The sequence below is a fragment of the Gordonibacter sp. Marseille-P4307 genome (assembly GCF_900604965.1).
GTDB lineage: Bacteria > Actinomycetota > Coriobacteriia > Coriobacteriales > Eggerthellaceae > Berryella.
In genome coordinates this window covers 1,094,760-1,116,784 of the sequence record NZ_UWPD01000001.1, presented here as the reverse complement: position 1 = coordinate 1,116,784, position 22,025 = coordinate 1,094,760, and the positions used below count along the sequence as shown (strand labels likewise).

Genomic DNA, 22,025 nt, shown 5'->3' with positions numbered 1-22,025 from the left:
CGAAAGCTACTTACCCGATTTCGCCATCTTGCCGAAGTCGGCGACATGCGCGAATACCGAAACGAAGCGGTTGAGCACCGCAAGATGATTCGCGCGCAGGGAAAGATCGTCGTCCATGATGCGCGTCTTCTCGAAGAACGCATCGATCGGCGCCCTCAGAGACGAAAGCTGTGCAAGGGCGGCGGCGTAGTCGTGACGCGAAAGAGCCGATGCCACCTCGACGTCGGCGAGGGCAACCGCCTCTACGACCGCGCGCTCCTCATCGGAGAGCAGCCGATCGTCCACGGCGACGCCCGCCTCGGGGTCGCGCAGATTGTTCGCGCGGGCATAGGCGATCGCAAGATCCGCGAACGCCTCTCCTTGCTCGCGACGCGCGGCCTCGAGCGCGCGCGCACGGATCATGAGGATGCGCGGCTCTTCGATCCCAGCGGCCAAGACGGCCTCGATGGTATCGGAAGCGCAGCCTTCGTCGCGCAGCATCACACGCGCGCGCGTCACGAAGAACTCGACCACTTCGTCGCGCACGGATGCGGCATCGAAGGAGACGCCGTCGGTCGAAAAGGCGGAAAGCGCTCGCTCGACAGCCTCCACCAACGAGAACTCGACCCCGGACTCCATGATGGCCAGAATGCCGATGGCACTGCGGCGCAGAGCGAACGGATCGGACGATCCTGTGGGACCCTGACCCACCGAGAACAGCCCGCAGATGGTATCGAGCTTGTCGGCAGCCGCGACCACCTTGCCCACCGTCGTTTCGGGCAGCGCATCACCGGAGAAGCGCGGACGATAGTGGTCTCTGATGGCACCGGCCACGACAGCCCCCTCGCCGGAAGCCTCCGCGTAGTAGCCGCCCATGACGCCCTGGACGCTGGTGAACTCGACAACCGCGTTCGTAACCAGGTCGGCCTTGCACAAAAGGCCGGCGCGCCGGCAATCGCGCACCTCCTCGGAGCCCAGACCCGCCGCACGCGCCAAATCGCCCGCGATGCGCTCGATGCGCAGCGCCTTCGCGTGGGTGCTTCCCAGCTGCTCTTGGAACACCACGGCCTCGAGCCCCCCGACGTAAAACTCGAGCGGCTTTTTCAGATCTTCCTCGTAGAAGAACTTGGCGTCGTCCAAACGGGCGCGCACCACGCGCTCGTTGCCGTCGATCACCACGGCGGAATGGGCCGGATCGCCGTTGGACACCACGATGAAGCGATTCGTAAGCTTCCCTTCTCCGTCGTAGAGCGGGAAATAGCGCTGGTGCATGAGCATCGCGTCCACGATGATCTCTTCGGGTACGCGCAGGAACTCTTCGTCGAAGGTTCCGCACAAAACAGAGGGCGCCTCGGACAGATTAACCACTTCGAGCAGCGTTTTCGCGGGAAGCTCGGCGGTGCAGCCCGTTTCCCGTTCGATGCGCGCAACCCCGTCGCGGATGATGGCCTCGCGCTCGACCTCGCTTGCCACGATCTTCAGCGAACGAACGGTATCGATCAGGCTGTCGGCGTTATCCACCTTGTGCGCACCCGGCGACAAAACGCGATGACCCCAGGTATGCCGCCCCGAGTCGACTCCCGCAAAGCTCACGGGTACGATCTCGTCACCCAGAAGGGCGACGATCCAGCGAACCGGACGCGAGAACGATTCCGTACGGCAAGCCCAGCGGCACGACTTGGGCCAGGAGAGCTTCTCGAACACCGAGGCCAGAACATCGCCGATGAGCCCCTTGGTGGAAGCGGCTTCGATATGCTTGGTGGCGTACAGGTAATCCACTCCGTTTTCGGAGCGAACCTCCAGGTCGTCGGCGGTCACTCCCTTGCCGCGAGCAAATCCCAGCGCCGCTTTGGTGTAGTGGCCCTCGGCGTCGATACCGATGCGCGCCGCAGGACCGCGGTACTCCTCGTCCACCGCCTCGGTCCGGTCGGCCACGTCCGAGACGATGACGGCCAGACGGCGGGGCGTCGAGTACGCCTCGATCGCTCCATGGGGCACCTTGGCTGCATCGAGCAGCTGCGCCATCAGCTTGCCCAGCTGGTCGGTCGCCGCATGCAGGTCGAACGCCGGAATCTCTTCGGTGCCGATTTCAAACGCGAGCGTCTTCAGGTTACTCATTTCCGGCCTCCTCCCTCGAATCGGCGGCATCGTCTTCAACCTCGATACCGCACACATGCTTCATATAGCTGGCGCACACGGCCTTGGCGATGGTCCGCACGCGCAGGATGTAGGCCATGCGCTCGGTCGCAGAGATCACCCCGCGCGCGTCGAGCAGGTTGAAGGCATGGCAGCACTTCAGAACGCTATCGTAGGCGGGAAGGGGCAGACCCGCCTCGAGCGTGCGCAGGCATTCGGACTCGCGCTCGTTGAACTCGTCGAACAAAAACTCGGTATCGGCCACCTCGAAGTTATAGCGCGAGTACTGGCGTTCGTTTTCCAAATACACGTCTCCGTAGGTAAAGGTAACACCGTCGTCGCCGCGCGCCCATACGATGTCGAACATGTTGTCGACGCCTTGGATGTACATGGTCAGACGTTCGAGACCGTAGGCGATCTCGACGGGAACGGGACTGCACTCGAAGCCGCCCACCTGCTGGAAGTAGGTGAACTGGGTGACTTCCATGCCGTCGATCCACACTTCCCAGCCCAAGCCCCACGCACCGAGCGTCGGGCTTTCCCAATCGTCCTCGACGAAGCGCACGTCGTGCACGTCGGTGTCGATGCCGATGGCCCGCAGCGATCCCAGATACAGATCCTGGATGTTGTCGGGAGAGGGCTTCATGAGAACCTGGAACTGGAAGTAGTGCTGGGTGCGATTCGGGTTCTCGCCGTAGCGGCCGTCGGTAGGACGGCGGCATCCCTGCACGTAGGCCGTTCGCCACGTGTCGGGGCCGAGAGAGCGCAGCGTCGTGGCGGGCGCATTCGTTCCCGCACCCACCTCGTTGTCATAGGGTTGCAGGATAACGCATCCGCACGACGACCAGTAGCGCTGCAGATTCATAATGACGTCTTGGAACGTCGGCGCGAGATCGGACTGCGGCTTCAAAGCCTTAGGATCGGTGGGCATATCTCTCCTTCTCTGCTGATACGGGCCAAACGACGGCTAGGCGAGCGACCCGATGTCGGAAACGGGCCAGAAGATAACGACGGCGCGCCCGGTGACGCGCTCCTTGCTAACCGCACCGAACCAGCGGGAATCCTGCGAGTTGGTGCGATTGTCCCCCATAACCCACAGCGAACCCTCGGGCACCGTGTAGGGAAACGAGATGCTGGAATTTTCAAGCGGATAGCTGGGCTTGCCACCGGTATAGAGCTCGGACAGGGGCTTGCCGTCCACGTAAACGACGCCATCGACCAGATCGACCGTCTGGCCTTCGGTGGCGATGACGCGCTTGAGCAGCGTGCGCACGTCGCCCGAGAAAGCGGGATCGTAGAAGGTGACGATATCCCCTTGCTCGGGATCGCGAAAATAGTACGACACTTTCTCGGACACCAGAAAATCACCCGTCATGACGGTGCTTTCCATCGAGCCCGAGGGGATCTTGTAGGGCTGGAACACAAAGGTTCGCAGCGCCCAAGCCAACACGAACACAAAGGCAATGGTCGCTATGTTGCGCACTATCGACCGAGCCGCGCCCGAAGAGCGAGGTTCGGCATGTTGCCCGAGGTCCATCGACAACCGCACCTTTCTTGCAAGAGCAGGGCGCTTAAGCGCCGAAACAGTTCACCGAGCCATGATACCGCGATCAGGCTATCCTTCGTCTGCGATGCGACATCTCTCGATAAATTCCCTTTCGCAGGCGCTCAGGTCCGCCTCTCCGAGAAGATCGGGGCGCAGCCGCGCCGTGCGAAGCAGGCTCTGCTCGCGCCGCCACGAATCGATGAGGGCGTGGTTTCCCGATAGAAGAACCTCGGGCACCGCTTCGCCCCGAAAGACCGCAGGGCGCGTGTACTGAGGAGGCTCGAGCAGGCCGTTCACGAAGCTCTCGTCAACCGCGCCGTTGTCCGCTCCCAAAACCCCGTCCAGTTTGCGCACCACCGCATCGATGACCACCATGGACGCGAGCTCTCCGCTGGTAAGCACGTAATCGCCCAGAGACACCTCGTAGTCGGCCAGCCGATACGCCCTCTGGTCGATGCCCTCGTAGTGGCCGCATATGAACAGCAGCCGCTTTTCGCGGGAAAGCTCGGTGGCCAGCGCATCGTCGAAACGACGCCCGCACGGCGTGAGGAACACGGTTTTGGGGGGCGGCGTCTGGCAGAAGCGCGGACTCGGCCCGGTTGCGGGCTGTTCGAAACCTGTGAGGGCGGCTGACGGCCCTCGGCCGCATAAGGCGTCGTAAGCCTCGAAGATAGGCTCGCACTTCATGACGAGACCCGCCCCCCCGCCGTACGGATCGTCGTCGGTCGTGCGATGGCGGTCGTGCGTCCAGTCACGCAGATCGTATGCGGCGAACTGCATGATTCCCTTTTCTTGGGCGCGCTTCATCATAGACGAGCCCATGACCGACTCGTACATGAAGGGAAACGTGGAGAGGGTTTCTACGATCACAGCGAGATCCTTACAGGTTCAGCAGACCTTCGGGAACGGACACGACGATCCGCGCGTCAAACGGATCCGCCGATACGATGAACTCATCGACGAGCGGGATGAGCAGGGGGCTTTTGCGATCGGACGAAACGACCTCGAGCAGCATCTGACCGGGATTCTCCAGAACGTCGGACACCTCGCCCAGATCACCGAAGCGCTCGTCCACGACGCGCAGCCCTATCCACGACAGGGCGCCGATGGCGGGCGATTCCAAGTCAAGTAGTTCGGATCGAACGAGGCAATGGCAGCCCACCAGGGCCTTCGCCTGGGACATATCCTCGATCCCCTCGAACAGCACCCGAGCCGTCGTATCGGTCGCACCGGTAATCCCAGACACGCGGGCGCGCCGAGGCAGGTCGGTGACGGGCGGCACGAACGCCACCTCCATACCGACCCGCAACAAAAAAGGAAGGCCCGTCGTGCTTTTCACAACGAACCCTCCCGCGAGGCTTCTGGTCTTCGCCAAAACGGCGACATCGGTCCACGCGCGCATCTACTCGATGATCTCGACTTCCACGTGCGTGTTGGTACGCGAGGCGGCGGCGCGGGCAAGCGTGCGGATCGACTTGATCACGCGGCCCTGACGCCCGATGATCTTGCCGGCATCCTCCTCGTTGACCCTCACCTCGACCAGAACGACCCCTTCGGGCGAAACGCTCGAAGCGATCTGCAGATCGTCCTTATGGTCGACGAGGGGAGCGACGATGCACTCAACCAGACCTGCTATTTCAGTGGGCTGATCGGCCATGACCGTTATTCGCTCTCGCGACCCTTGATAAGGCGGGCGACGGTGTCGGTAGGCTGGGCACCGCACTCGAGCCAGTACTTCAGACGCTCGTCGTTAAACGACACCATGGTAGGCTCGACGCAGGGGTTGTAACGGCCGATCTCCTCGATGAAGCGACCATCGCGCGGAGAACGGGAATCGGCGGCGACGACGCGGTAGTACGGGCGCTTCTTCGCACCGTGGCGGGCAAGGCGGATTTTGACTGCCATTAAAGAACTCCTTTTATCCTGACAACTTCGGCGCAGACTTTGAGGCTGACACCGGAGTCTGCAAACAGCGACTGTACATGATACGTTTCAATATCGTTTTTGACAAGGGCATCCTTGTGCAATCTCTACAAGCGGGCGCACAGGCCGTCCCGCCTTCACAGGACCGCCACGCCAACGAACTACTCCCCCTTCATCAGATCCTGGATCTTTTTGAGGTCGGACATGTTCATGCCGCCAAAACCGCCGCCCGGCATTCCGGGAAGCAACGGACGGCGCTGCTTTTTGCCCTTCTTGCCTTTCTTGCCTTTCTTGCCGCGCGCAGGTTGATCGGTGACGGCGGGCATCATCTTCTTCATCATCTTGCGCGCTTCACCGTAGCGCTTCATCAGCTGATTCACATCGGTGACGGTAACCCCGGCACCGGAGGCGATGCGGGCGCGGCGCTGGCCGTTGATGAGATCGGGCTTTTCGCGCTCGGCCTTGGTCATCGAATTGATGATGACCTCCATGCTGTCCAGGGCGCCCTCGTCGACCTGACCCTGGGCGAGCGCCTTGTCGCCTCCGGGCAGCGCGCCGATGAGGCGGGAGATGCCGCCCATCTTGCGGATCTGCCGATTCATGTCGATGAAGTCGTTCAGGTTCAGATCCGCCCGCGCCAAGCGCTCGGCAACCTCGGCCTCTTCCTCTTCCTTCTGTACCTTCACGGCGCTCTCGATGAGGCTGAGCACGTCGCCCATGCCCAGGATGCGGCGCGCCATGCGGTCGGGATGGAAGGCCTCCAGCGAATCGGGCTTCTCGCCCGACGAGACGAATTTGATGGGCTTTCCGGTGGCCTCGCGCACCGACAGCGCGCCGCCTCCACGAGCATCGCCATCCATCTTGGACATGATCACGCCGTCGAAATCGACCCGTTCGGCGAACGCCTTGGCGACGTTGACCACATCCTGGCCGGTCATGGCATCGACCACCATAAGAATCTCATCGGGTTCGACCGCCGAGCGGATGTTTTCCGCCTCGGCCATCATGGCCTCGTCCACATGCAGGCGGCCCGCCGTGTCGATGATGACCACGTCGCGCAGGTTGTCCACGGCCTCGCGCACGCCCGCCTTGGCAATGGCCACCGGATCGGCGCCGTCGCCGCGAAACACCGCGACTCCGACCTCGCAACCCAGCGTTTCCAGCTGGTCGGCGGCGGCGGGGCGATACACGTCGCAGGCGACGAGCTGGGGCTTGCGGTTCTGCTGCTTCAGCAGGTAGGCGAGTTTGGCGGCCGCCGTGGTTTTACCCGAGCCCTGCAGGCCGACGAGCATGATGACGTTGGGTATGCGGTTCGCAGACAGCTCGAGTCTCGAATCGGTCCCTCCCAGGATGCGCGTCAGCTCGTCCATCACGACCTTGATGACGTTTTGGGCCGGCGTCAGCGAATCGAGGATGTCGCTTTCCATGCACTTGGCCGTGGCGTTGGCCGTGAAGTCCTTCACCACCTTGAAGTTGACGTCGGCTTCAAGCAGCGCCATACGGATCTCGCGTATGGCCTCGTTGATGTCGGACTCGGTCAGACGGCCCTTGCCGCGCAGGTTCGCGAATACGCCCTGTAAGCGATCGCTTAGACTCTCAAACATATCAGCTCCTCGAGAAACGGGGGAAACGAAAGTATAGCGGACGGGCGCCTAGGCGCTGCGCTCGTCGAAGCTTCCGATGAGCGCGTCGGCGTACTCGCGCGCATCGAAGGGTTTCAGGTCGTCCAAGCTCTCGCCCACGCCGAGCTTGAGCACGGGAAGACCCAGGCTGTGTGACACGGAAAGCGCGATTCCGCCTTTCGCAGTGCCGTCGAGCTTGGTGACGATGACCCCGTCCAGGTCGAGCGCGGCATGGAACTCCCGCGCCTGGCTCAGCCCGTTTTGACCGGTGGTCGCATCGATCACGAGAACCGTGTGCACGGGCGCAGCGGCGCGCTTGCGGACGACACTTGCAACCTTGCCCAGCTCGCGCATGAGGTCGGCCGAGGTGTGAAGGCGCCCCGCGGTGTCGATGAGCACCAGATCTGCTCCCAGGGCCTCGGCCCGCTCGATGGTGTCGTAGCAGACGCTGGCAGGATCGGCCCCGCGCTCTCGAGCGCAGATCTCGACTCCGGCGCGGGCTGCCCACACCTCGAGCTGTTCGATGGCGGCGGCGCGGAAGGTATCGGCACTTCCCAGCACCACGGTGCGGCCCGCATCGCGCGCCTGCTTGGCGATTTTGCCGCACGTGGTGGTTTTCCCCGCTCCGTTGATGCCGACGAACAGCACCACGGAATGGCCCTCGTCGAACACCTCGGGTCGCGGCTCCGAGAACGAATCGGCAATGCGCTCCTTCAGAAGGTCGAGCACCGCGTAAGCATCGGGAAGGGCCCGGCGCGTCGCGGTGTCGCGCAGATCCGAAACCAGATCGGAAGCGAGGACCCCCCCGATATCGGCTAGGATCAGCGCCTCTTCCAGGCCGTCCCAGAATTCGCCGTCAAGATCGGGACCCCGATCGAGCAAGACGTTCATCTGCTCTTTGAAACGCTCCCTCGAGCGCTGCAGACCTTCGCTGAACCGTCCGAGCAAACCCATGTGATCCCCTATTCCGCATGCTTGAGCGCATGCTCGAGTTTCTGGCTGATAACGCGCGTGACGCCGTCTCCCTGCATCGAAACGCCGAACAAAACGTCGGCCATCTCCATCGTACGTCTCTGATGCGTGATCATGATCAGCTGCGTCTCGTTGCGCAGCGAATCGACGTAGGCGGCCAAACGACGCAGGTTCGAATCGTCGAGCGCGGCCTCGACCTCGTCCAGTATATAGAACGGGGTCGATCGGATGCGGTAGACCGCGAACAGCAGTGCCAGCGCCGTAAGCGATTTCTCTCCGCCCGACATCAGCATCATCTTGGCGATGCGCTTGCCGCGCGGCTGCGCCACCACCTCGATGCCCGCGCCTTCGATATCCGTCGGGTCGGCCAGCTCCAGCCGCGCCCGGCCGCCCGGGAACAAAACGGAGAAGATCTCTGAAAAACTGCTATTCACCTCGTTAAACGTACGAACGAAGTCGTCTTTCATGCGTGTCTCGATAATGCGCACGATCGAATCGAGCGATCTGCGCGCCGCCTCCATGTCGGCCAGCTGGGTCTCAAGGAAATCGGTGCGCTTCTTCAGCTGCGCGAACTCGACGGCGGCGTCGGGGTTGACGGCCCCCATGTTCTTGATGCGCCGCTCGAGTCTGAACATCTCGTCTTCCGATGCGGCCCGATCCTCGAGGGCGGGAAGGTTCTGAGCCGTCTCGATCGACGTCGCGCAATCACGGGTGATGGCGGCGGCGGCCGCTTCGATCTGGACCTCCAAACGCCCCTTATCGACGCGCACCTGGGTCATGCGGGCGCTGGCCTCGTCGAAGCGCTCGCGCGCGGACTGCGCCTCGCCGCGCGCCTTCTCCGCGCTTTCGACAAGCCCCGACGAGGCCCGCTCAGAGCTTGCCAGCGCATCTTCGAGCGCTCGCGCGCGGCGGCGCAGCGAGTCCCCCAGAAGCGACACGACCTCGAGCAAGGGCTCGCAGCGCTTACCGGCTGCCCGCTTTATCGCCAGAACCTCGGCGGAATCCTCCGCCTGCTCGTCGATCCGTGCGATGTCGCGTCCGCGCGCCTCGACGACGCGGCGGGCATACGTGCGCCGTTCGGTAAGCGTAGCCAGCAAGAGCTTGGCATTCGCGCATTCCTCGCTCAGGCGCCCCGCATCGCGGCGAAGCGGGGTTATCCTCTCTTCCAGCTCGTCGATACGGCCGCGCGCAGCGGCCAGGTTCCCCTCGATGTCGCACAGGCGCGCATCCACCTTCTCGACGGCCGGACGCAGATCGCCCACCTTCTGCCGCGCGCGATCCAGCTGCCCGGCTATCTCGTCGCGTTCGCGCTGAAAGGCGGACAGCTTTCTCTGCGCGCGATCCGACCCGGCGGCTGCGGAATCGACCTCTCCTCGGCAGCGAGCCAGCTTCTGGCTGAGATCGAGGCTTCTCTCCTGGGCTGCACGACATGCGCTCTCAGCCGAAAGCGCCTCTTCTTCGCAGGTCTTCTTCGCGTCGAGCGCCGCAGAAAGGCGCTCTGCCAGCTGATCGAGACGCCGTTCGCGGGCCAGCACCCCCTCTGCCTCCTTACGGGACGCCCCGTACACGCGCACCTTCCCCGTCGGCCACGCCACGACGCCGTCTCGAGAAGCGAAGCGCGCGCCTTGCCCCCCGCCACGGCGCTGGGCTTCGAACGCCTCGGAAGCCGTGTCCACCACCATGACGTCGCCCAAAAGGGACTCCACGACACCGGCGGAGCTTTCGTCGTACGAGAGCAGTTCCACCAGGGGTCGACCCAGTTCAGCCTGGCAGGAAGCCGAAGCTCCGCTCACCGTGCGCGACATCAGGCTGACGCTGCCCGCGCGACCTTCCTCCAAAAGCGCCTCAACCGCCTCGCGAACATGATCCGAGTCGGGCGCGACGAGACCGGCGAGGTCTTCTCCCAAAAGGCTCTCGACCAAAAGCTCCAAGCCCTGCGGCGCGCCGATGGACTTGGAAAGCGGGGCGAGCGCGCCCTTGAAGCGATCCGTGCCGTCCACCAGCCATGAGAGGGCCGGATCGTCGGCACGGCCCGCACGTTGGAGCTGCTCGAGCGCCGCGATCTCGTTTTCGACCGCGCGCACGGCGTCTTGCGCCGCATGAGCCCGCGCCCGCGCGCTGTCGCGTCCGGCCAACGTCGAAGACAGTTCGACGTTGGCCGCCCTCTCCCTCTCTACCAGCCGATCGAAATCCGAGCGCAGCGTCTCGAGATGAGAGCGCTTCTGCTCGAAATCGCCCTGCGCCGCATTGATATCGGCATCGATCTCGATGCGGCGCGCATCGATCACCTGTTCGCGCGCCAGCTCGTTTGAAAGAACATCTCCCATCGAAGCGCGGCGGCGGCGCATCTCCTCGCGCTCTCGCTCGTCTTTACGTACGACCACGCGCAGCTCGTCGAGCTCTCGCTCGACCGCACGGCGACGCGCGACCGCCTCGTCGCGCTGGGCCGAAAGCGAATCGACCTTGGCCGAAGCCTCGCCGAATAGACCCTCGACCTCGTCGAGCGCCGCCTGAGACCGATCGAGCTCGGCGCAGGCCTCCTGTCGTTTGGAAGCGGCGGACGAAAGGGCGATGCGAACGTCGGCCTCGTAGCTTTGCGCAGACCGGCGCTTCTCGCGCAGCAGCATCTCCACCGAATCAAGACGCTCGGCCGCAGACGAAGCGCGACGCTGGGACCGCGCTATCTCGCCCGCCCCTGCAGTTTCACGCTGAATGAGCTGCTGAAGATCGATCACGGCCTGCTCCGAGCGGACAACGAACGCACGGCGATCTTCGATGAGCGACGCGATAAGACCCTCTTGCCGAACGATCTCGTCCCAGCGCCCCTGAAGCGATCGAAGATCGTCAACCGCCAGCGCCAGTTTCACCTCGGACAGGCGCGCCGAAGCCTCGGCATGCTCCTGGGCCCGCTTCGCCTTGCGCTCGAGGGGAGCCAACCGCTTCGCGATCTCGGCATACACATCGCGCACCCGGGCAAGGTGGTTGTCCATCTGCTCCAACTTGCGCGCGCTCTTCTCTTTGCGCTGCTTATGCTTGAGAATGCCCGCGGCCTCCTCGATCAGGGCGCGTCGATCCTCGGGGCGCGACTGCAGAATGGAATCGAGGCTGCCCTGCGAGATGATAGAGTGCGTTCCCGTTCCCAAGCCGGTGTCGTGCAGGATGTCGAGCACGTCCATGCGCCGCGCCGCCGACCCGTTCACCAGATACTCGGACTCGCCGCTGCGGTACAGCCGGCGCATGATCGACACCTCGGAATAATCGACGGGAAGCGTGCCGTCGGCATTGTCCAGCACAAGCTCGACCTCGGCCACCGAAACGGGCTTGCGAGCCGACGAGCCGGAAAAGATGACGTCTTCCATAGCCTGGCCGCGCAAATGGCGGGCGTTGCGCTCGCCCAGCACCCACAGCACCGCATCCGAGATGTTCGATTTCCCCGAACCGTTGGGACCGACCACGGCGGTGATACCCGGTTCGAGGGAGAGAACGCTTCGATCGGCGAACGACTTGAATCCCTTGAGAACGAGCGATTTCAGGTGCATGCGCTAATCCGCCTTGTGGTTTTTCCTGCCCTTGCGAGCAGCGGCGCGCTCGACCGCCTTGCGCGCACGCGCTTCTGCATTCGCCGTGATCTTGTCGGCTTTGGCAAAGGCGTCTGCCACCGTACGCTCGGCTTTCGCCTGGGCGTTGGCCACGTCTTTTTTGGCCCTCTCCTCTTCGTCCAGACCGAACCCGAAAAACTCGCCCAGACGGGCGAGCGTGCTTTTCGCCGCCTGGCTCTCGGCCTCCTTCTTCGTGCGGCCGGTTCCGCGCGCCAGGCCCTGGGTTCCGGCGAACACCTGGGCGACGAACGTGCGATCGTGGGGCGGACCCTGGGTTTCGACCAGCTTGTAGGTGGGCGTGATGCCGCCTTCCTGAAGCTTTTCCTGAAGGGCGCTCTTGGGGTTCTCGGGCTCGCGCGCCATATCGATGGACATGCGCGGGATGAGCGTGCGCTGGACGAACTCGTTGGCTGCGTCCATGCCGCCATCAAGGTACAGCGCCGCCACCACGGCTTCGAACACGTTTTCCAGAGCCGAATGGAGCCCGCGCTTGCCCGTGCCGGTTTCGGACGACCCGAACACGATCGCATCGGCGAAGCCGAGGCCCGCAGCCACCTCCGAAAGGCTCGATCCGGATACCAACGCCACCTTGATGCGGGTCAAGCCCCCTTCGTCAAGGCCGTGGAAACGATGGAACGCCGTCGAGGCGACGATGCAGCCCAGAATGGAGTCGCCCAGAAATTCAAGGCGCTCGTAGGAGTACTTCACCGAACGGCCCTCGGTTGCCGACGGGTGCGTAATAGCCGACAGCAGCAGGTCTTCATTCTCAAATCGATGCTGCACGATCTTTTCGGCAAGCGCAAGCTTGCCCCGCTGTTCTTCAGTAAGGTTCATACATCCCCGTTGCCGCACCCCTTGCGGGCGCTCTTTTCGAAGCAGACGCTCCCGAAGGGAGCGGTGTCCAACCTGTTCGCACGCACATGCACAAAAGCCCCATTTCCAGGGCTTTCGTAACCGTTTTTCTTATTGTACGCCAAGCGGTGCCGATGCGCGTTACCGAGGCGCGGTTTGCTCGATTAAACCAGAAACGTCGACGCGCACCGCCAACGCGGCGGTGAGGATGCCGTTGCACACAGCGCGGGCGCTTGACGAACCGTGTCCGACGATGCAGACTCCCTTAACGCCCAGAAGCGGGGCCCCGCCATACGCGTCGGCATCGACCTTGTTCTTCAGATCCGCCAGCCCCCCCTTGATGGCGAGCGCGCCCAGCTTCGCCCTAGGCGAGGCCGTAAGGATCTGCTTCAACTGTCCGAACAGCACGTTTGCCGTACCCTCGAGTGTTTTGAGGGCGACGTTGCCGGTAAACCCATCCGTCACGATCACATCGAACGCTCCCGCCAAAACATCGCGCCCTTCGGCGTTGCCCTTGAAATTGGGCTCTTGGGCCTTCAGGAGCTCGTGGGCCTGTTGGGCGAACTGCGATCCTTTCGTCTCCTCCTCCCCGATGTTCAACAGTCCCACGCTGGGGTTCTGGATACCCAAAACCTCCTGGGAATACACGCTTGCCATGCGCGCGAACTGAACAAGGTACTCGGCCTTGCAATCGGCATTCGCTCCAACGTCGCACAGAACCGTCGGCTTGAGGGGGGAGGGCACCACGGTGGCAAGAGCGGGACGCGCCACGCCCTTGATGCGCCCCATAACCAGCGTGGCAGCGGCGAGACAGGCACCGGTCGATCCCGCCGAGAAGAATCCCTGAGCGACGCCCTCCTTCACCAGACGGCATCCCACGACGATGGATGAGTCCTTCTTCTTACGAACCGCATTGGCCGGATGTTCGGCCATGTCGATGAACTCGGTGGTCGCACGCGCTACGCAACGCTCGTGCTGCGCTGCGAACGGCTCGACGATCTCGGCAGGACCGCACAGCACGACACCGAGGCCCTCGTCGGCCGCCAGCGCATCGGCAACGCCGTCGAGAACTACCGAAGGAGCATGGTCGCCTCCCAAGGCATCAACCGCTATCGTCACCTTTTCCCGCATGAAAACCCTCCCTTCAAACAAAAACCTCCCGACCGGCATGCCGTGGGAGGTTTTATTCTACGATCGCTTGAAACCCAGCTTAGTCGGTTTCGACAACCTCGCGGTTCTTATAGAAACCGCAGTTCGGGCAAACACGATGAGGCAGCTTGACCTCGCCGCACTGCGGGCAGACGGAGCGCGAAGGCGCATCGATGCGGTCATGGGTGGCGCGACGGGTACGGGTGCGGATACGGCCCATGCGTTGTTTAGGTACTGCCATGTCTCTCTATCTCCTTCGTCGAGCCGCTGCCTTGAACCGCAGCTCAAATCTACATAAACATGCGACGTGATATGTTAGCAAAACAACCGGAACACCGCAAGAGTGTTTGGAATTTCAACGACCCTCCATCTTCGCGCGCCTGAGGCGAGCGGTCCTTTCGGTTCGATCTATCCCAGATCGATCTTCCTCAGAACGGAAAACGGATTGGCCGCCTCGTCAAAATCGCGCACCGCGGCATCTCCACCGCAGCCGCAATCACCCTCGTTGAGATTCGCACCGCAAACCGGGCACAAACCCGCGCAATCATCCCGGCATAGCGGGACGAAGGGGACTTCTACCAGGAAGGCCGCTTCGATAAGCGGAACCAGATCGATCTCGTGATTGGCGGGAAGCACGTCGAACTCGTCGTCATCGAGCCCTTCGACGTGCTCCTGGCCGGAATCGATGAGGAAATACCCTTCGATATCGGCTTCCAGATCGAACGCCACCTCGTCGAGGCAACGCGCGCAATGCACAACGGCGCATCCGCTTGCCCGCCCCGAAACCAGGAACGCCTCTCCGGTGTTGGTGACGTCGACCTCCCAGGCAACCGAATCCGCGAACCGGTACTCGTCGCTTCCCGCATGCAGAACGCCCAGATCGAGAAGACCCTCATAACGCGAGCTCTCCGCAGGTGCGAAGAGCTCGGCGGGGATCTTGATGGTTGCGAAGCCGGTCATTAACGAGAAGACTGGGTGGTCGCGTTTAGTCGATCGCGGCAGCGGCGCACGTTGTTCAGCAGCGAATCGAGGCTCTGCTCGACATGGCCGAACACCTCATCGGCATAATCCTCCGCACCGGCGCGCGTCTGACGTTCGAGTTCGCGGGCATCGGCGACAATCTGATCGCTCTGCTGCTGGGAGATGCGAACGATCTCCTGTTCGCTGGCGATGGTCATAGCCTGGCTGCGTGCATCTTCGATCATGCGAGCGGCCTCGGCCTCGGCATCGTCGAGCAGGCCCTGGCGCTCGCGAACGATCTGGCGGGCCTGGGAGAACTCGCTGGGGAACGTATCGCGGATCTCGTCCATGATCTCGAATGCAGCCGAGATATCGATCTGGCGCATGTTGTTCTTGCCGAAAACGGGCTTCGAATCCTCGAGGAGGATGGACAGCTCTTCGAGCAGCCCCAATACTCCTGTTTCGTCCATAATCGTCCTTCCAAGCCTGCTGCGTTTATGTCCCTGACAGTGCGCGCTTCACGCACGTAATCGGTTAAATTCTACCAGGTTTGCCTGCGGTCCCAGGCCGCATCACAAAGCATTTATATTATAGCCGCTCTTCACGACGTGATCCCGCACGGACCCGTCGGCGGGAGAACCGCTTCGGCAATCGAAGCGCGCGGCCAGCGCTTGGGCGACGCACGTGGGCACGAACCGCTCGTAATCCCCTTTCAAACTGGCGATCTCGCGGACAATGGAAGACGACAGGTACATGTATTCCGGAGACGACATGATGAATACCGTTTCCAGCTCTTCGTCAAGCTGATAGTTCATCGCCGTCATCTGGAACTCGTACTCGAAATCGGTGATGGCTCGCAGTCCTTTGATCACAACCGTCGCTTCCACCTCCCGCGCGAAATCAACCAGAAGGGAATCGAAGGCGACGACGCGCACGTTGGGAAGATGAGCGACCGCCTGCTCGACGAGCGCCACGCGTTCATCTATGCTGAACAGGGGTTTTTTCTTCTTCGACACGGCGACGGCCACCACCACTTCGTCAACGAGCTGCGATGCGCGCGTGATGACGTCGAGATGGCCAAGCGTGATGGGATCGAAGGTCCCCGGCGTAAGCGCTCGCTTCATCGAACGATCCTCCCTCATCTGAAAGCGCATCCCGTTGCGCTGAAAACGACAACCGTCATTATGCCCTACCCTTCGACCTGCAGGATCGCAACACCGGTCTTTCCGTATCTTTTCTCCGCCAGCACAGAAAAGCCGGCGGCGCGAGCCTGCTCGCGCACCGCGTCGCCAACCTTCGCGTCGAACTCGTAGGCGACGAGCGCGCAGGCGGCCAGCATTCCGTCAGCTGCGAGACGGGTCGGTATCGACAGCACCTCCTCGGGTGGACATCGGTACGGAGGGTCCAGAAACACCAGATCGAACGGAACCGAACCCAAGCGCGACAGCGCGCCGAACACGTCGGCTCTCAGCACGCAAGCCCGATCGCACCCGATCTTGCATCGCTCGAGGTTGGAGGAAACGACGCGATGGGCCCTCGGATCGCACTCGCAGAACACCGCGCGCGACGCCCCGCGGGACAGCGACTCGATACCCAAAGCGCCCGAACCGGCGAAGGCATCGAGCACGCATGAGTCCTCGAAAGGTCCCTTTATGCTGATAAGAGAGCTGAACAGGGCTTCTCGCACGCGATCGACCGTCGGACGCGTTGTGGCGCCCGCAGGCGCGTCGATCGGCCTTCCTTTGAATTGTCCTGCGATGATGCGCACGCTATCCTCCTTGGAACTCGGTTGATCGGCCGAACGACAGCCGCGCTTCTCGTGCGACAGCGCGCACGTCTTGCCCTTCGAGCAGTGGATCGACCTCAACGATGGCGCGCGCATCCTCGTGAGCGGCCTCGATGAGAGCAGCATCGCGCACCACGTTCACTAGCTTGAGGCCCGAAGCCCCATGCTGGCGGTTGCCGAGGATATCCCCCTCGCGGCGCAGCGACAGATCGAACGAAGCCAGCTCGAATCCATCATCGGTGCCCTCCATGGCGGCTAGGCGCAAGAGAGCCTCTTCAGAGCGCGAAGACGATACCAAAAACACCTGCGCCGGCAAACCCCCGCGGCCCACCCGCCCGCGAAGCTGGTGCAGCTGGGCCAGACCGAACCGATCGGCGTCCTCGACGATCATGATCGTCGCGCACGGGACATCGACCCCCACTTCGATCACCGTCGTAGCTACGAGCACCTGGGTCTGCCCCGATCGAAATCGATCCATGACCTCCTGTTTTCGTTGCGCCGGCATCTTTCCGTGCACCAATTCGACCACATGATCGGTAAACACCTTAGCCTGGAGAAACGCCGCTTCGCCTTCCGCCGACGAAAGATCCGCCTCGCACAGGTCGTCATCGGACTCGATGCTGATGGATGCATAGATGCACTCCGGTTCGGCATCGACTCCCCCGTCGATGGGTCTCTCCCCGTTTAGAGCCCGCGAGCCCACCAGAGGGCACACCACATAGACCTGCTCGTTGCGGGCAAGCGCCTCCTTGGCCGCGTCGTAGGCGATGCCGCGAGCGTCTTTGGTAAGGACCCGTGTCGAGCGAGGCGCGGCCCCGGCGGGTCGTCCCCGCAGATACGACAGGGTCATTCCCCCGTACAGAGCAAGCGCCAACGTACGCGGGATGGGAGTGGCCGTGAGGAACAGAGCGTCGGGACAGCCCCCCTTCCCCACCAACTTCGCCCGCTGATCGACACCGAAGCGCTGCTGCTCGTCGATAACCGCAAGCGAAAGATCTTTGAACCGCACCGCATCCTCGATGAGCGCATGGGTTCCGATAAGCACGTCAACCACTCCGGCAGCCACGCGCTCGAGCAGAAGCGCACGTTCGTCGGCAGGAGTCGAACCGGTTAGAACATCCCAGATCACGCCGGCACGATCGAAAAGCGGGCCGAGCGTTGCCGCATGCTGGCGGGCAAGGATCTCGGTGGGGGCCATAAGCGCGGCCTGGGTTCCCGAATCGGCTACCACAGCCAGGGCGTGGGCCGCCACCACCGTCTTTCCCGTTCCCACATCGCCTAAAAGCATGTGGTTCGCAGGTTTCGGAGCCGCAAGAACCGAAAGGATCTCGCCCACCGCGCCTCGCTGCTCGGCGGACAGCTCGAACGGAATCGCCGCCTCGAGTTCGGAGAGATGCCCTCCGTCCACGCAATGCGAGACGGGGGTGCGGCCCTCTCGGCTCAGCGACTCGTCGCGCATGAGCTGCAACTGGAGAAACAGCACCTCTTCGTAGGCGAGGCGATACCGTGCCGCGGCTTGTTCATCCATCGAACGAGGAAAATGGATCGCACTGAAAGCGCGCCCGCGGCTCATGAGGCCTCGGCGCGCGCGCAACTCGAGCGGAAGCGGATCAAGCATGCCCGCCGTGTGCTGCAAGGCGTTTTTCACCAGGCGGCGAACCCAAGCGGTCGAAAGCCCGTCGGTGGCGGGATGGATCGGGATCACCAGTCCTCCCGCCCTATCCCCCGCATCCCCAAGCAGCTCGATGAACGGATTGGTCATGCGCTTGAACCCGTAGTTGAACTCGACTTTGCCCGCTACCGCGACCGTCGAGCCCGGTTTGATCTGATCGGCCAGCCAAGGCTGGCGAAACACCGTGACCATCAGCACGCCGGTCTGGTCTACAAGCGATATCTCGACCAGAGAGAGGTTTCGGCGCGGACGCTTGAGCTTGACCTCGTGCACGAGCCCGTTCACCGTGCAGTTCTCGCCGATGGTCGCCCGGGCGATCGTCTGGAGGCTGGATAGATCGACGTAGCGACGCGGGAAATGCTCGAGCAGATCGCGAACGGTACGCACTCCGAGCTTGTGCAGGACCGCAGCCCGCGCGGGGCTGACGAGACGCACGGCCGACACATCGGCATCCAAGGCCATCGTGGCCTCCAGCCGATCGCGCGGGGCGTCCCGCACGGTCTTGGACTGCTTGGATCCGTCCGCCACCGAACCTCCCGCGCCTGTTTCGGAGCCGCTATTCGACGGAGAAGACGACCGGATACAGCGGCTGCTCTCCGCGATGCGACTCGATCTCGATATCCTCGTACCTTCCCTCGATAAGCGCGACCAGCGCCTGAGCCTGATCGTCGCTAAAATCCTGACCCGAAAGAAGCGTGAGGGTATCGGCGTCTTCGGCCTCCATAACCTCGAGCAAGGCCATGACGACCTGGTTGATATCGGAGCCCACGGCCTCGATGGATCCATCGGCGATGCCGATGACGTCGCCTGCGGAAATGGGGTTGCCGTGCGCGTCTCGCGAGTCCTTCACCGCATGGGTGACCTCACCCGTCTTAACGTCGGCGAAGGCCTCGGTCATGGAATCGAGATTGGTTGCCAGATCGCACCCCTCGTTGAATCCGAACAGGGAGGAAAACGCCTGCGGGACCGTTTTGGTGGGTACCACGCCGCACGGGATATCGGCCAGCTCGCACGCACTCTGAGCGGCCATGATGATATTCGAGTTGTTCGGCAGCACGATGATATGGTCCGCATTGATGGAAACGATGGAGTCGAGCAGATCTTTGGTGGACGGGTTCATGGTCTGGCCGCCCGACACCACCACATCGACGCCCAGGCTCTTGAGGATCTTGGCGTTGCCCTCGCCGCTTGCAACGGCGACGAAGCCGTAAGGTTTGCGCTCGGCTTCCCGAGAAGCCTGCTCAGAGGCAAGCTTGTCGGCGCGCTCGGCGCTTTGCAGCTGCATGTTATGGATGTGGACCTCCGAGATTTGGGAGTCGTGGGTAAGGAACCACTGCAGCACCTGGTCGGGCCGATTGGAATGAACATGCACCTTGAAGTTGGGATGCATGCCCACCATAAGGTCGCAGTCTCCCATGGTGGGAAGGAACTCGCGAGCCGCCTCGACATCGACCGAATCGGAATGCACGAGAAATTCCGTGCAGTAGCGGAACTCCGAGCCCTCCCAGTCGTTGATGAGCTCGATCTCCACCTTGGGAGCATCGGTCCGCGCGAACGCGAACTCGTCTTTGAGCTCCCCCTCCCTGCCCTTGAGCGCGGCAACGAAGCCGTCCACCAAAATAGCCAGGCCGTATCCGCCGGCATCGACCACGTTGTTCTCTTTCAGAACGGGAAGGAATTCGGGCGTGCGCTGAACCGAGGCGTACGCCTCGGTTACCACGAAATCAAGCGCCTCGTCAATCGAGAAGCGCTTTTTGTGCGCATGCCTGGCTGCCGAGGCGATGTCGCGCAGCACCGTGAGGATGGTCCCCTCGACGGGCTTGCGAACCGCTTGAAACGCCACTTCCTGGGCGCGGGCGAACGCGGCGTCGAGGGTTGCGGCGTCGAACGTCGAGCGCTCCGCGCAACCTTCGCACAAGCCGCGCAGGATCTGCGAGGTGATGACGCCCGAGTTGCCGCGCGCGCCCATGAGCGCGCCGGTGGTGACGGCCTTGCGGATGTCGGCCGACGGAGCCCCGATGGGAACGCGGGCCACGTTTCCTATGACCGACTCGAGCGTGAGCGACATGTTGGTTCCGGTGTCCCCGTCCGGCACGGGAAAGACGTTGAGTCGGTTGATCTCGTCTTTGCGCGCGGAAAGGCCCTTGCTCGCCGCCGCGAGGGCGTTGAGCGTATCGTTGACGGTGTATTCAGACATAAGTTGACGATTCTCCTTGCATGCCGCACCCCGAAGCGGGGCGCGCGACCCTGTTCCCTACTTACGGACCTTAACGCCCTGAACGTGCACGTCGACGCCGGCCAGCGGAACGCGCGCGTACTCCTTCAACACAAAGGACACCTGATCGACCAGGTTCTGAGAAACGGTGTTGATGTTGGTTCCGTATTCCATGACCACGTACAGATCGACGTGGATCCCCCCTTCGACGGCCTCGACGACCACGCCGCGGCGCAGGCGGGATGTCGGAAGGATCTTGGCGATGCCGGGCACGTTGGTGGGCGCGGTCATACCGACGACTCCGTAGCACTCGGCGGCCGCATGGCCCACCATATCGGCAAGCACGTCGTTGGCGACGTGGAGCTCTCCGGGAATAACGGTGCTCATATACGGTCCTTTCGATGGACGGACGTTCTTCGCTCGTTTTATGATCAGATCAACGGTAGTATAGACCAAAGCCCGCGAACCACGATGCGCGCCGCACAGGTGCGGAAGGCTATACAGGAAAAAACCTTGCGGCCTTGAAAACATTTGTGGTACACTTCCAAGGCTGTTTGTCGATTACCATTTCATTCGTTAATGGAATGCCAAGCATGGAGTTGATTCAATATGTCTAAAGTTTGCGAAATCTGCGGTAAGCACCCCGTTGCCGGGCACAGCATCAGCCACTCTCATCGCGTGACCGGGCGCATGTTCCGCCCCAACATCCAGAAGATCACTATCAGGGACACAAAGGGCCGCGTTCGCAAGGCCAACGTGTGCACCAGCTGCATGAAAGCCGGCAAGGTCGAGCGCGCTTAAGGCGCGACCCAACTCCCTTCTTGGCATTCGAGCCCCGCAATCCTGCGGGGCTTTTTCTCGTTCATCGAACGCTGCCCGCCCGACGCCTGCTAATCGGCAACGATGAGCAGGCGTCCGCAGTTCGGACACGTACCCAGGGGAGCATGGGCGCGCAGCTCGATGAGCTTGCCGTGCTCGAGGGGCGTTCTGCACGAACCGCACTTCCCCTCGCTCAGCACGCCCACACCCACGCCGCCTCCGCGGGCAGTCGATGCGGTGTAGCGCTTCAGCACGTCGTCGGGCAGCCGCGAAGCAAGGTCATCGCGCCGGTCGGCCAGCACATCGGCCTTTTTTCCATACTCGACACGTGCAGTCTCGAGCGCCGCGCTGCGGCGGCGATCCTCCGAAGCGAGCGCGGCACGGGCTTCTTCGATCTGTCTGCGCAGACCCGCGGCCTTCTCGGAATCGGCATAGAGCTTCTCGAGACGCTTCTCGCAGGCCGCTCGCTTTTCACTCAGGGAGCGCAGCTTCTTGGAATCGATCTCGATGCTGCGATAATCCGTTCCCGCCGTATCGATCCGCGCCTGGGCGAGGACCTGATCTTCGGAAAGGCGCGCATCTTCGGCCTCGAGCTGTGCGATGGACTCGGTGAGCTGCTGCTGTGCGGAGGCCAACGCGCGAGCCTTCTCCTCGACCTGCGCGATCTTCGCCCGAACCGATGCGAGCTCTTTGCGCGCGGGAAGCTCGTCGAATTCCCTTTTAGAGCGCGCGATATCCAAATCGACGCGCTGAAGTCTCATAAGGTTGTTCATATCCTCGTGTCGCAGCTGCATA

Annotated in this window: 22 protein-coding genes; 1 reads left to right on the top strand and 21 read right to left on the bottom strand. The window is 62.7% G+C overall.

Annotation, left to right across the window (positions count from 1 at the left end):
- Window positions 1–6: 6 nt before the first annotated feature.
- From glyS to EIH26_RS04925, 20 genes are all read right to left on the bottom strand, one after another.
- Entirely contained in the window at window positions 7–2,097 is a 2,091-nt protein-coding gene (gene glyS, locus EIH26_RS05020; RefSeq protein WP_124061169.1) for a glycine--tRNA ligase subunit beta, read from the bottom strand.
- Window positions 2,090–3,046, bottom strand: a complete 957-nt coding sequence (locus EIH26_RS05015) for a glycine--tRNA ligase subunit alpha (protein ID WP_124061168.1) — start codon at window positions 3,044–3,046, stop codon at window positions 2,090–2,092. Before EIH26_RS05015 ends, glyS begins: the two co-directional genes overlap by 8 nt.
- Window positions 3,047–3,082: 36 nt before the next feature.
- Complete coding sequence (lepB, locus tag EIH26_RS05010; protein ID WP_124061167.1) at window positions 3,083–3,652, bottom strand: signal peptidase I; 570 nt, start codon at window positions 3,650–3,652, stop codon at window positions 3,083–3,085.
- Between the two features lie 78 nt (window positions 3,653–3,730).
- Window positions 3,731–4,531 carry a tRNA (guanosine(37)-N1)-methyltransferase TrmD gene (trmD, locus tag EIH26_RS05005; RefSeq protein WP_124061166.1) on the bottom strand — a complete coding sequence of 267 codons (801 nt, stop codon included), beginning with the start codon at window positions 4,529–4,531 and terminating at the stop codon, window positions 3,731–3,733.
- Between the two features lie 10 nt (window positions 4,532–4,541).
- Window positions 4,542–5,000: a ribosome maturation factor RimM gene (locus EIH26_RS05000; RefSeq protein ID WP_206424672.1), complete on the bottom strand. Its 459-nt coding sequence runs from the start codon at window positions 4,998–5,000 to the stop codon at window positions 4,542–4,544.
- Window positions 5,001–5,063: 63 nt separating this feature from the next.
- The gene (locus tag EIH26_RS04995) at window positions 5,064–5,318 is read right to left on the bottom strand and encodes a KH domain-containing protein (protein ID WP_124061164.1); all 255 of its coding nucleotides are present in this window, start codon (window positions 5,316–5,318) and stop codon (window positions 5,064–5,066) included.
- A gap of 5 nt (window positions 5,319–5,323) precedes the next feature.
- Entirely contained in the window at window positions 5,324–5,566 is a 243-nt protein-coding gene (gene rpsP / locus EIH26_RS04990; RefSeq protein WP_124061163.1) for a 30S ribosomal protein S16, read from the bottom strand.
- Window positions 5,567–5,745: 179 nt separating this feature from the next.
- Window positions 5,746–7,188: a signal recognition particle protein gene (gene ffh / locus EIH26_RS04985; RefSeq protein WP_124061162.1), complete on the bottom strand. Its 1,443-nt coding sequence runs from the start codon at window positions 7,186–7,188 to the stop codon at window positions 5,746–5,748.
- Between the two features lie 48 nt (window positions 7,189–7,236).
- Window positions 7,237–8,160, bottom strand: coding sequence for a signal recognition particle-docking protein FtsY (gene ftsY / locus EIH26_RS04980; RefSeq protein ID WP_124061161.1), 924 nt, complete (start codon window positions 8,158–8,160; stop codon window positions 7,237–7,239).
- An 8-nt stretch (window positions 8,161–8,168) separates the two neighbouring features.
- Window positions 8,169–11,717, bottom strand: a complete 3,549-nt coding sequence (smc, locus tag EIH26_RS04975; RefSeq protein WP_124061160.1) for a chromosome segregation protein SMC — start codon at window positions 11,715–11,717, stop codon at window positions 8,169–8,171.
- Between the two features lie 3 nt (window positions 11,718–11,720).
- Window positions 11,721–12,611: a ribonuclease III gene (gene rnc / locus EIH26_RS04970; protein WP_124061159.1), complete on the bottom strand. Its 891-nt coding sequence runs from the start codon at window positions 12,609–12,611 to the stop codon at window positions 11,721–11,723.
- A gap of 159 nt (window positions 12,612–12,770) precedes the next feature.
- The gene (gene plsX / locus EIH26_RS04965; RefSeq protein ID WP_124061158.1) at window positions 12,771–13,760 is read right to left on the bottom strand and encodes a phosphate acyltransferase PlsX; all 990 of its coding nucleotides are present in this window, start codon (window positions 13,758–13,760) and stop codon (window positions 12,771–12,773) included.
- A gap of 79 nt (window positions 13,761–13,839) precedes the next feature.
- Window positions 13,840–14,019, bottom strand: a complete 180-nt coding sequence (rpmF, locus tag EIH26_RS04960; RefSeq protein WP_039688715.1) for a 50S ribosomal protein L32 — start codon at window positions 14,017–14,019, stop codon at window positions 13,840–13,842.
- A gap of 167 nt (window positions 14,020–14,186) precedes the next feature.
- On the bottom strand, window positions 14,187–14,738 hold the full coding sequence (locus EIH26_RS04955; RefSeq protein WP_124061157.1) for a DUF177 domain-containing protein: 552 nt from the start codon (window positions 14,736–14,738) through the stop codon (window positions 14,187–14,189).
- Entirely contained in the window at window positions 14,738–15,208 is a 471-nt protein-coding gene (locus EIH26_RS04950; protein ID WP_039688712.1) for a hypothetical protein, read from the bottom strand. Before EIH26_RS04950 ends, EIH26_RS04955 begins: the two co-directional genes overlap by 1 nt.
- A 102-nt stretch (window positions 15,209–15,310) precedes the next feature.
- Window positions 15,311–15,862, bottom strand: coding sequence for a pantetheine-phosphate adenylyltransferase (coaD, locus tag EIH26_RS04945; RefSeq protein ID WP_124061156.1), 552 nt, complete (start codon window positions 15,860–15,862; stop codon window positions 15,311–15,313).
- A gap of 65 nt (window positions 15,863–15,927) precedes the next feature.
- Window positions 15,928–16,506: a 16S rRNA (guanine(966)-N(2))-methyltransferase RsmD gene (gene rsmD, locus EIH26_RS04940; RefSeq protein WP_164470981.1), complete on the bottom strand. Its 579-nt coding sequence runs from the start codon at window positions 16,504–16,506 to the stop codon at window positions 15,928–15,930.
- A gap of 1 nt (window position 16,507) precedes the next feature.
- Window positions 16,508–18,724, bottom strand: a complete 2,217-nt coding sequence (locus EIH26_RS04935) for an ATP-dependent DNA helicase RecG (protein WP_241152763.1) — start codon at window positions 18,722–18,724, stop codon at window positions 16,508–16,510.
- Window positions 18,725–18,752: 28 nt separating this feature from the next.
- Window positions 18,753–20,393 carry a DAK2 domain-containing protein gene (locus EIH26_RS04930; RefSeq protein WP_124061154.1) on the bottom strand — a complete coding sequence of 547 codons (1,641 nt, stop codon included), beginning with the start codon at window positions 20,391–20,393 and terminating at the stop codon, window positions 18,753–18,755.
- Between the two features lie 57 nt (window positions 20,394–20,450).
- Window positions 20,451–20,798: an Asp23/Gls24 family envelope stress response protein gene (locus tag EIH26_RS04925; RefSeq protein ID WP_039688704.1), complete on the bottom strand. Its 348-nt coding sequence runs from the start codon at window positions 20,796–20,798 to the stop codon at window positions 20,451–20,453.
- A 222-nt stretch (window positions 20,799–21,020) separates the two neighbouring features.
- On the opposite strand from EIH26_RS04925, the gene rpmB reads away from it, so the two are divergent.
- Window positions 21,021–21,212 carry a 50S ribosomal protein L28 gene (gene rpmB / locus EIH26_RS04920; RefSeq protein ID WP_124061153.1) on the top strand — a complete coding sequence of 64 codons (192 nt, stop codon included), beginning with the start codon at window positions 21,021–21,023 and terminating at the stop codon, window positions 21,210–21,212.
- A gap of 89 nt (window positions 21,213–21,301) precedes the next feature.
- On the opposite strand, the gene EIH26_RS04915 is transcribed toward rpmB, so the two are convergent.
- Window positions 21,302–22,024 carry a zinc ribbon domain-containing protein gene (locus tag EIH26_RS04915; protein ID WP_124061152.1) on the bottom strand — a complete coding sequence of 241 codons (723 nt, stop codon included), beginning with the start codon at window positions 22,022–22,024 and terminating at the stop codon, window positions 21,302–21,304.
- Window position 22,025: the final 1 nt, after the last annotated feature.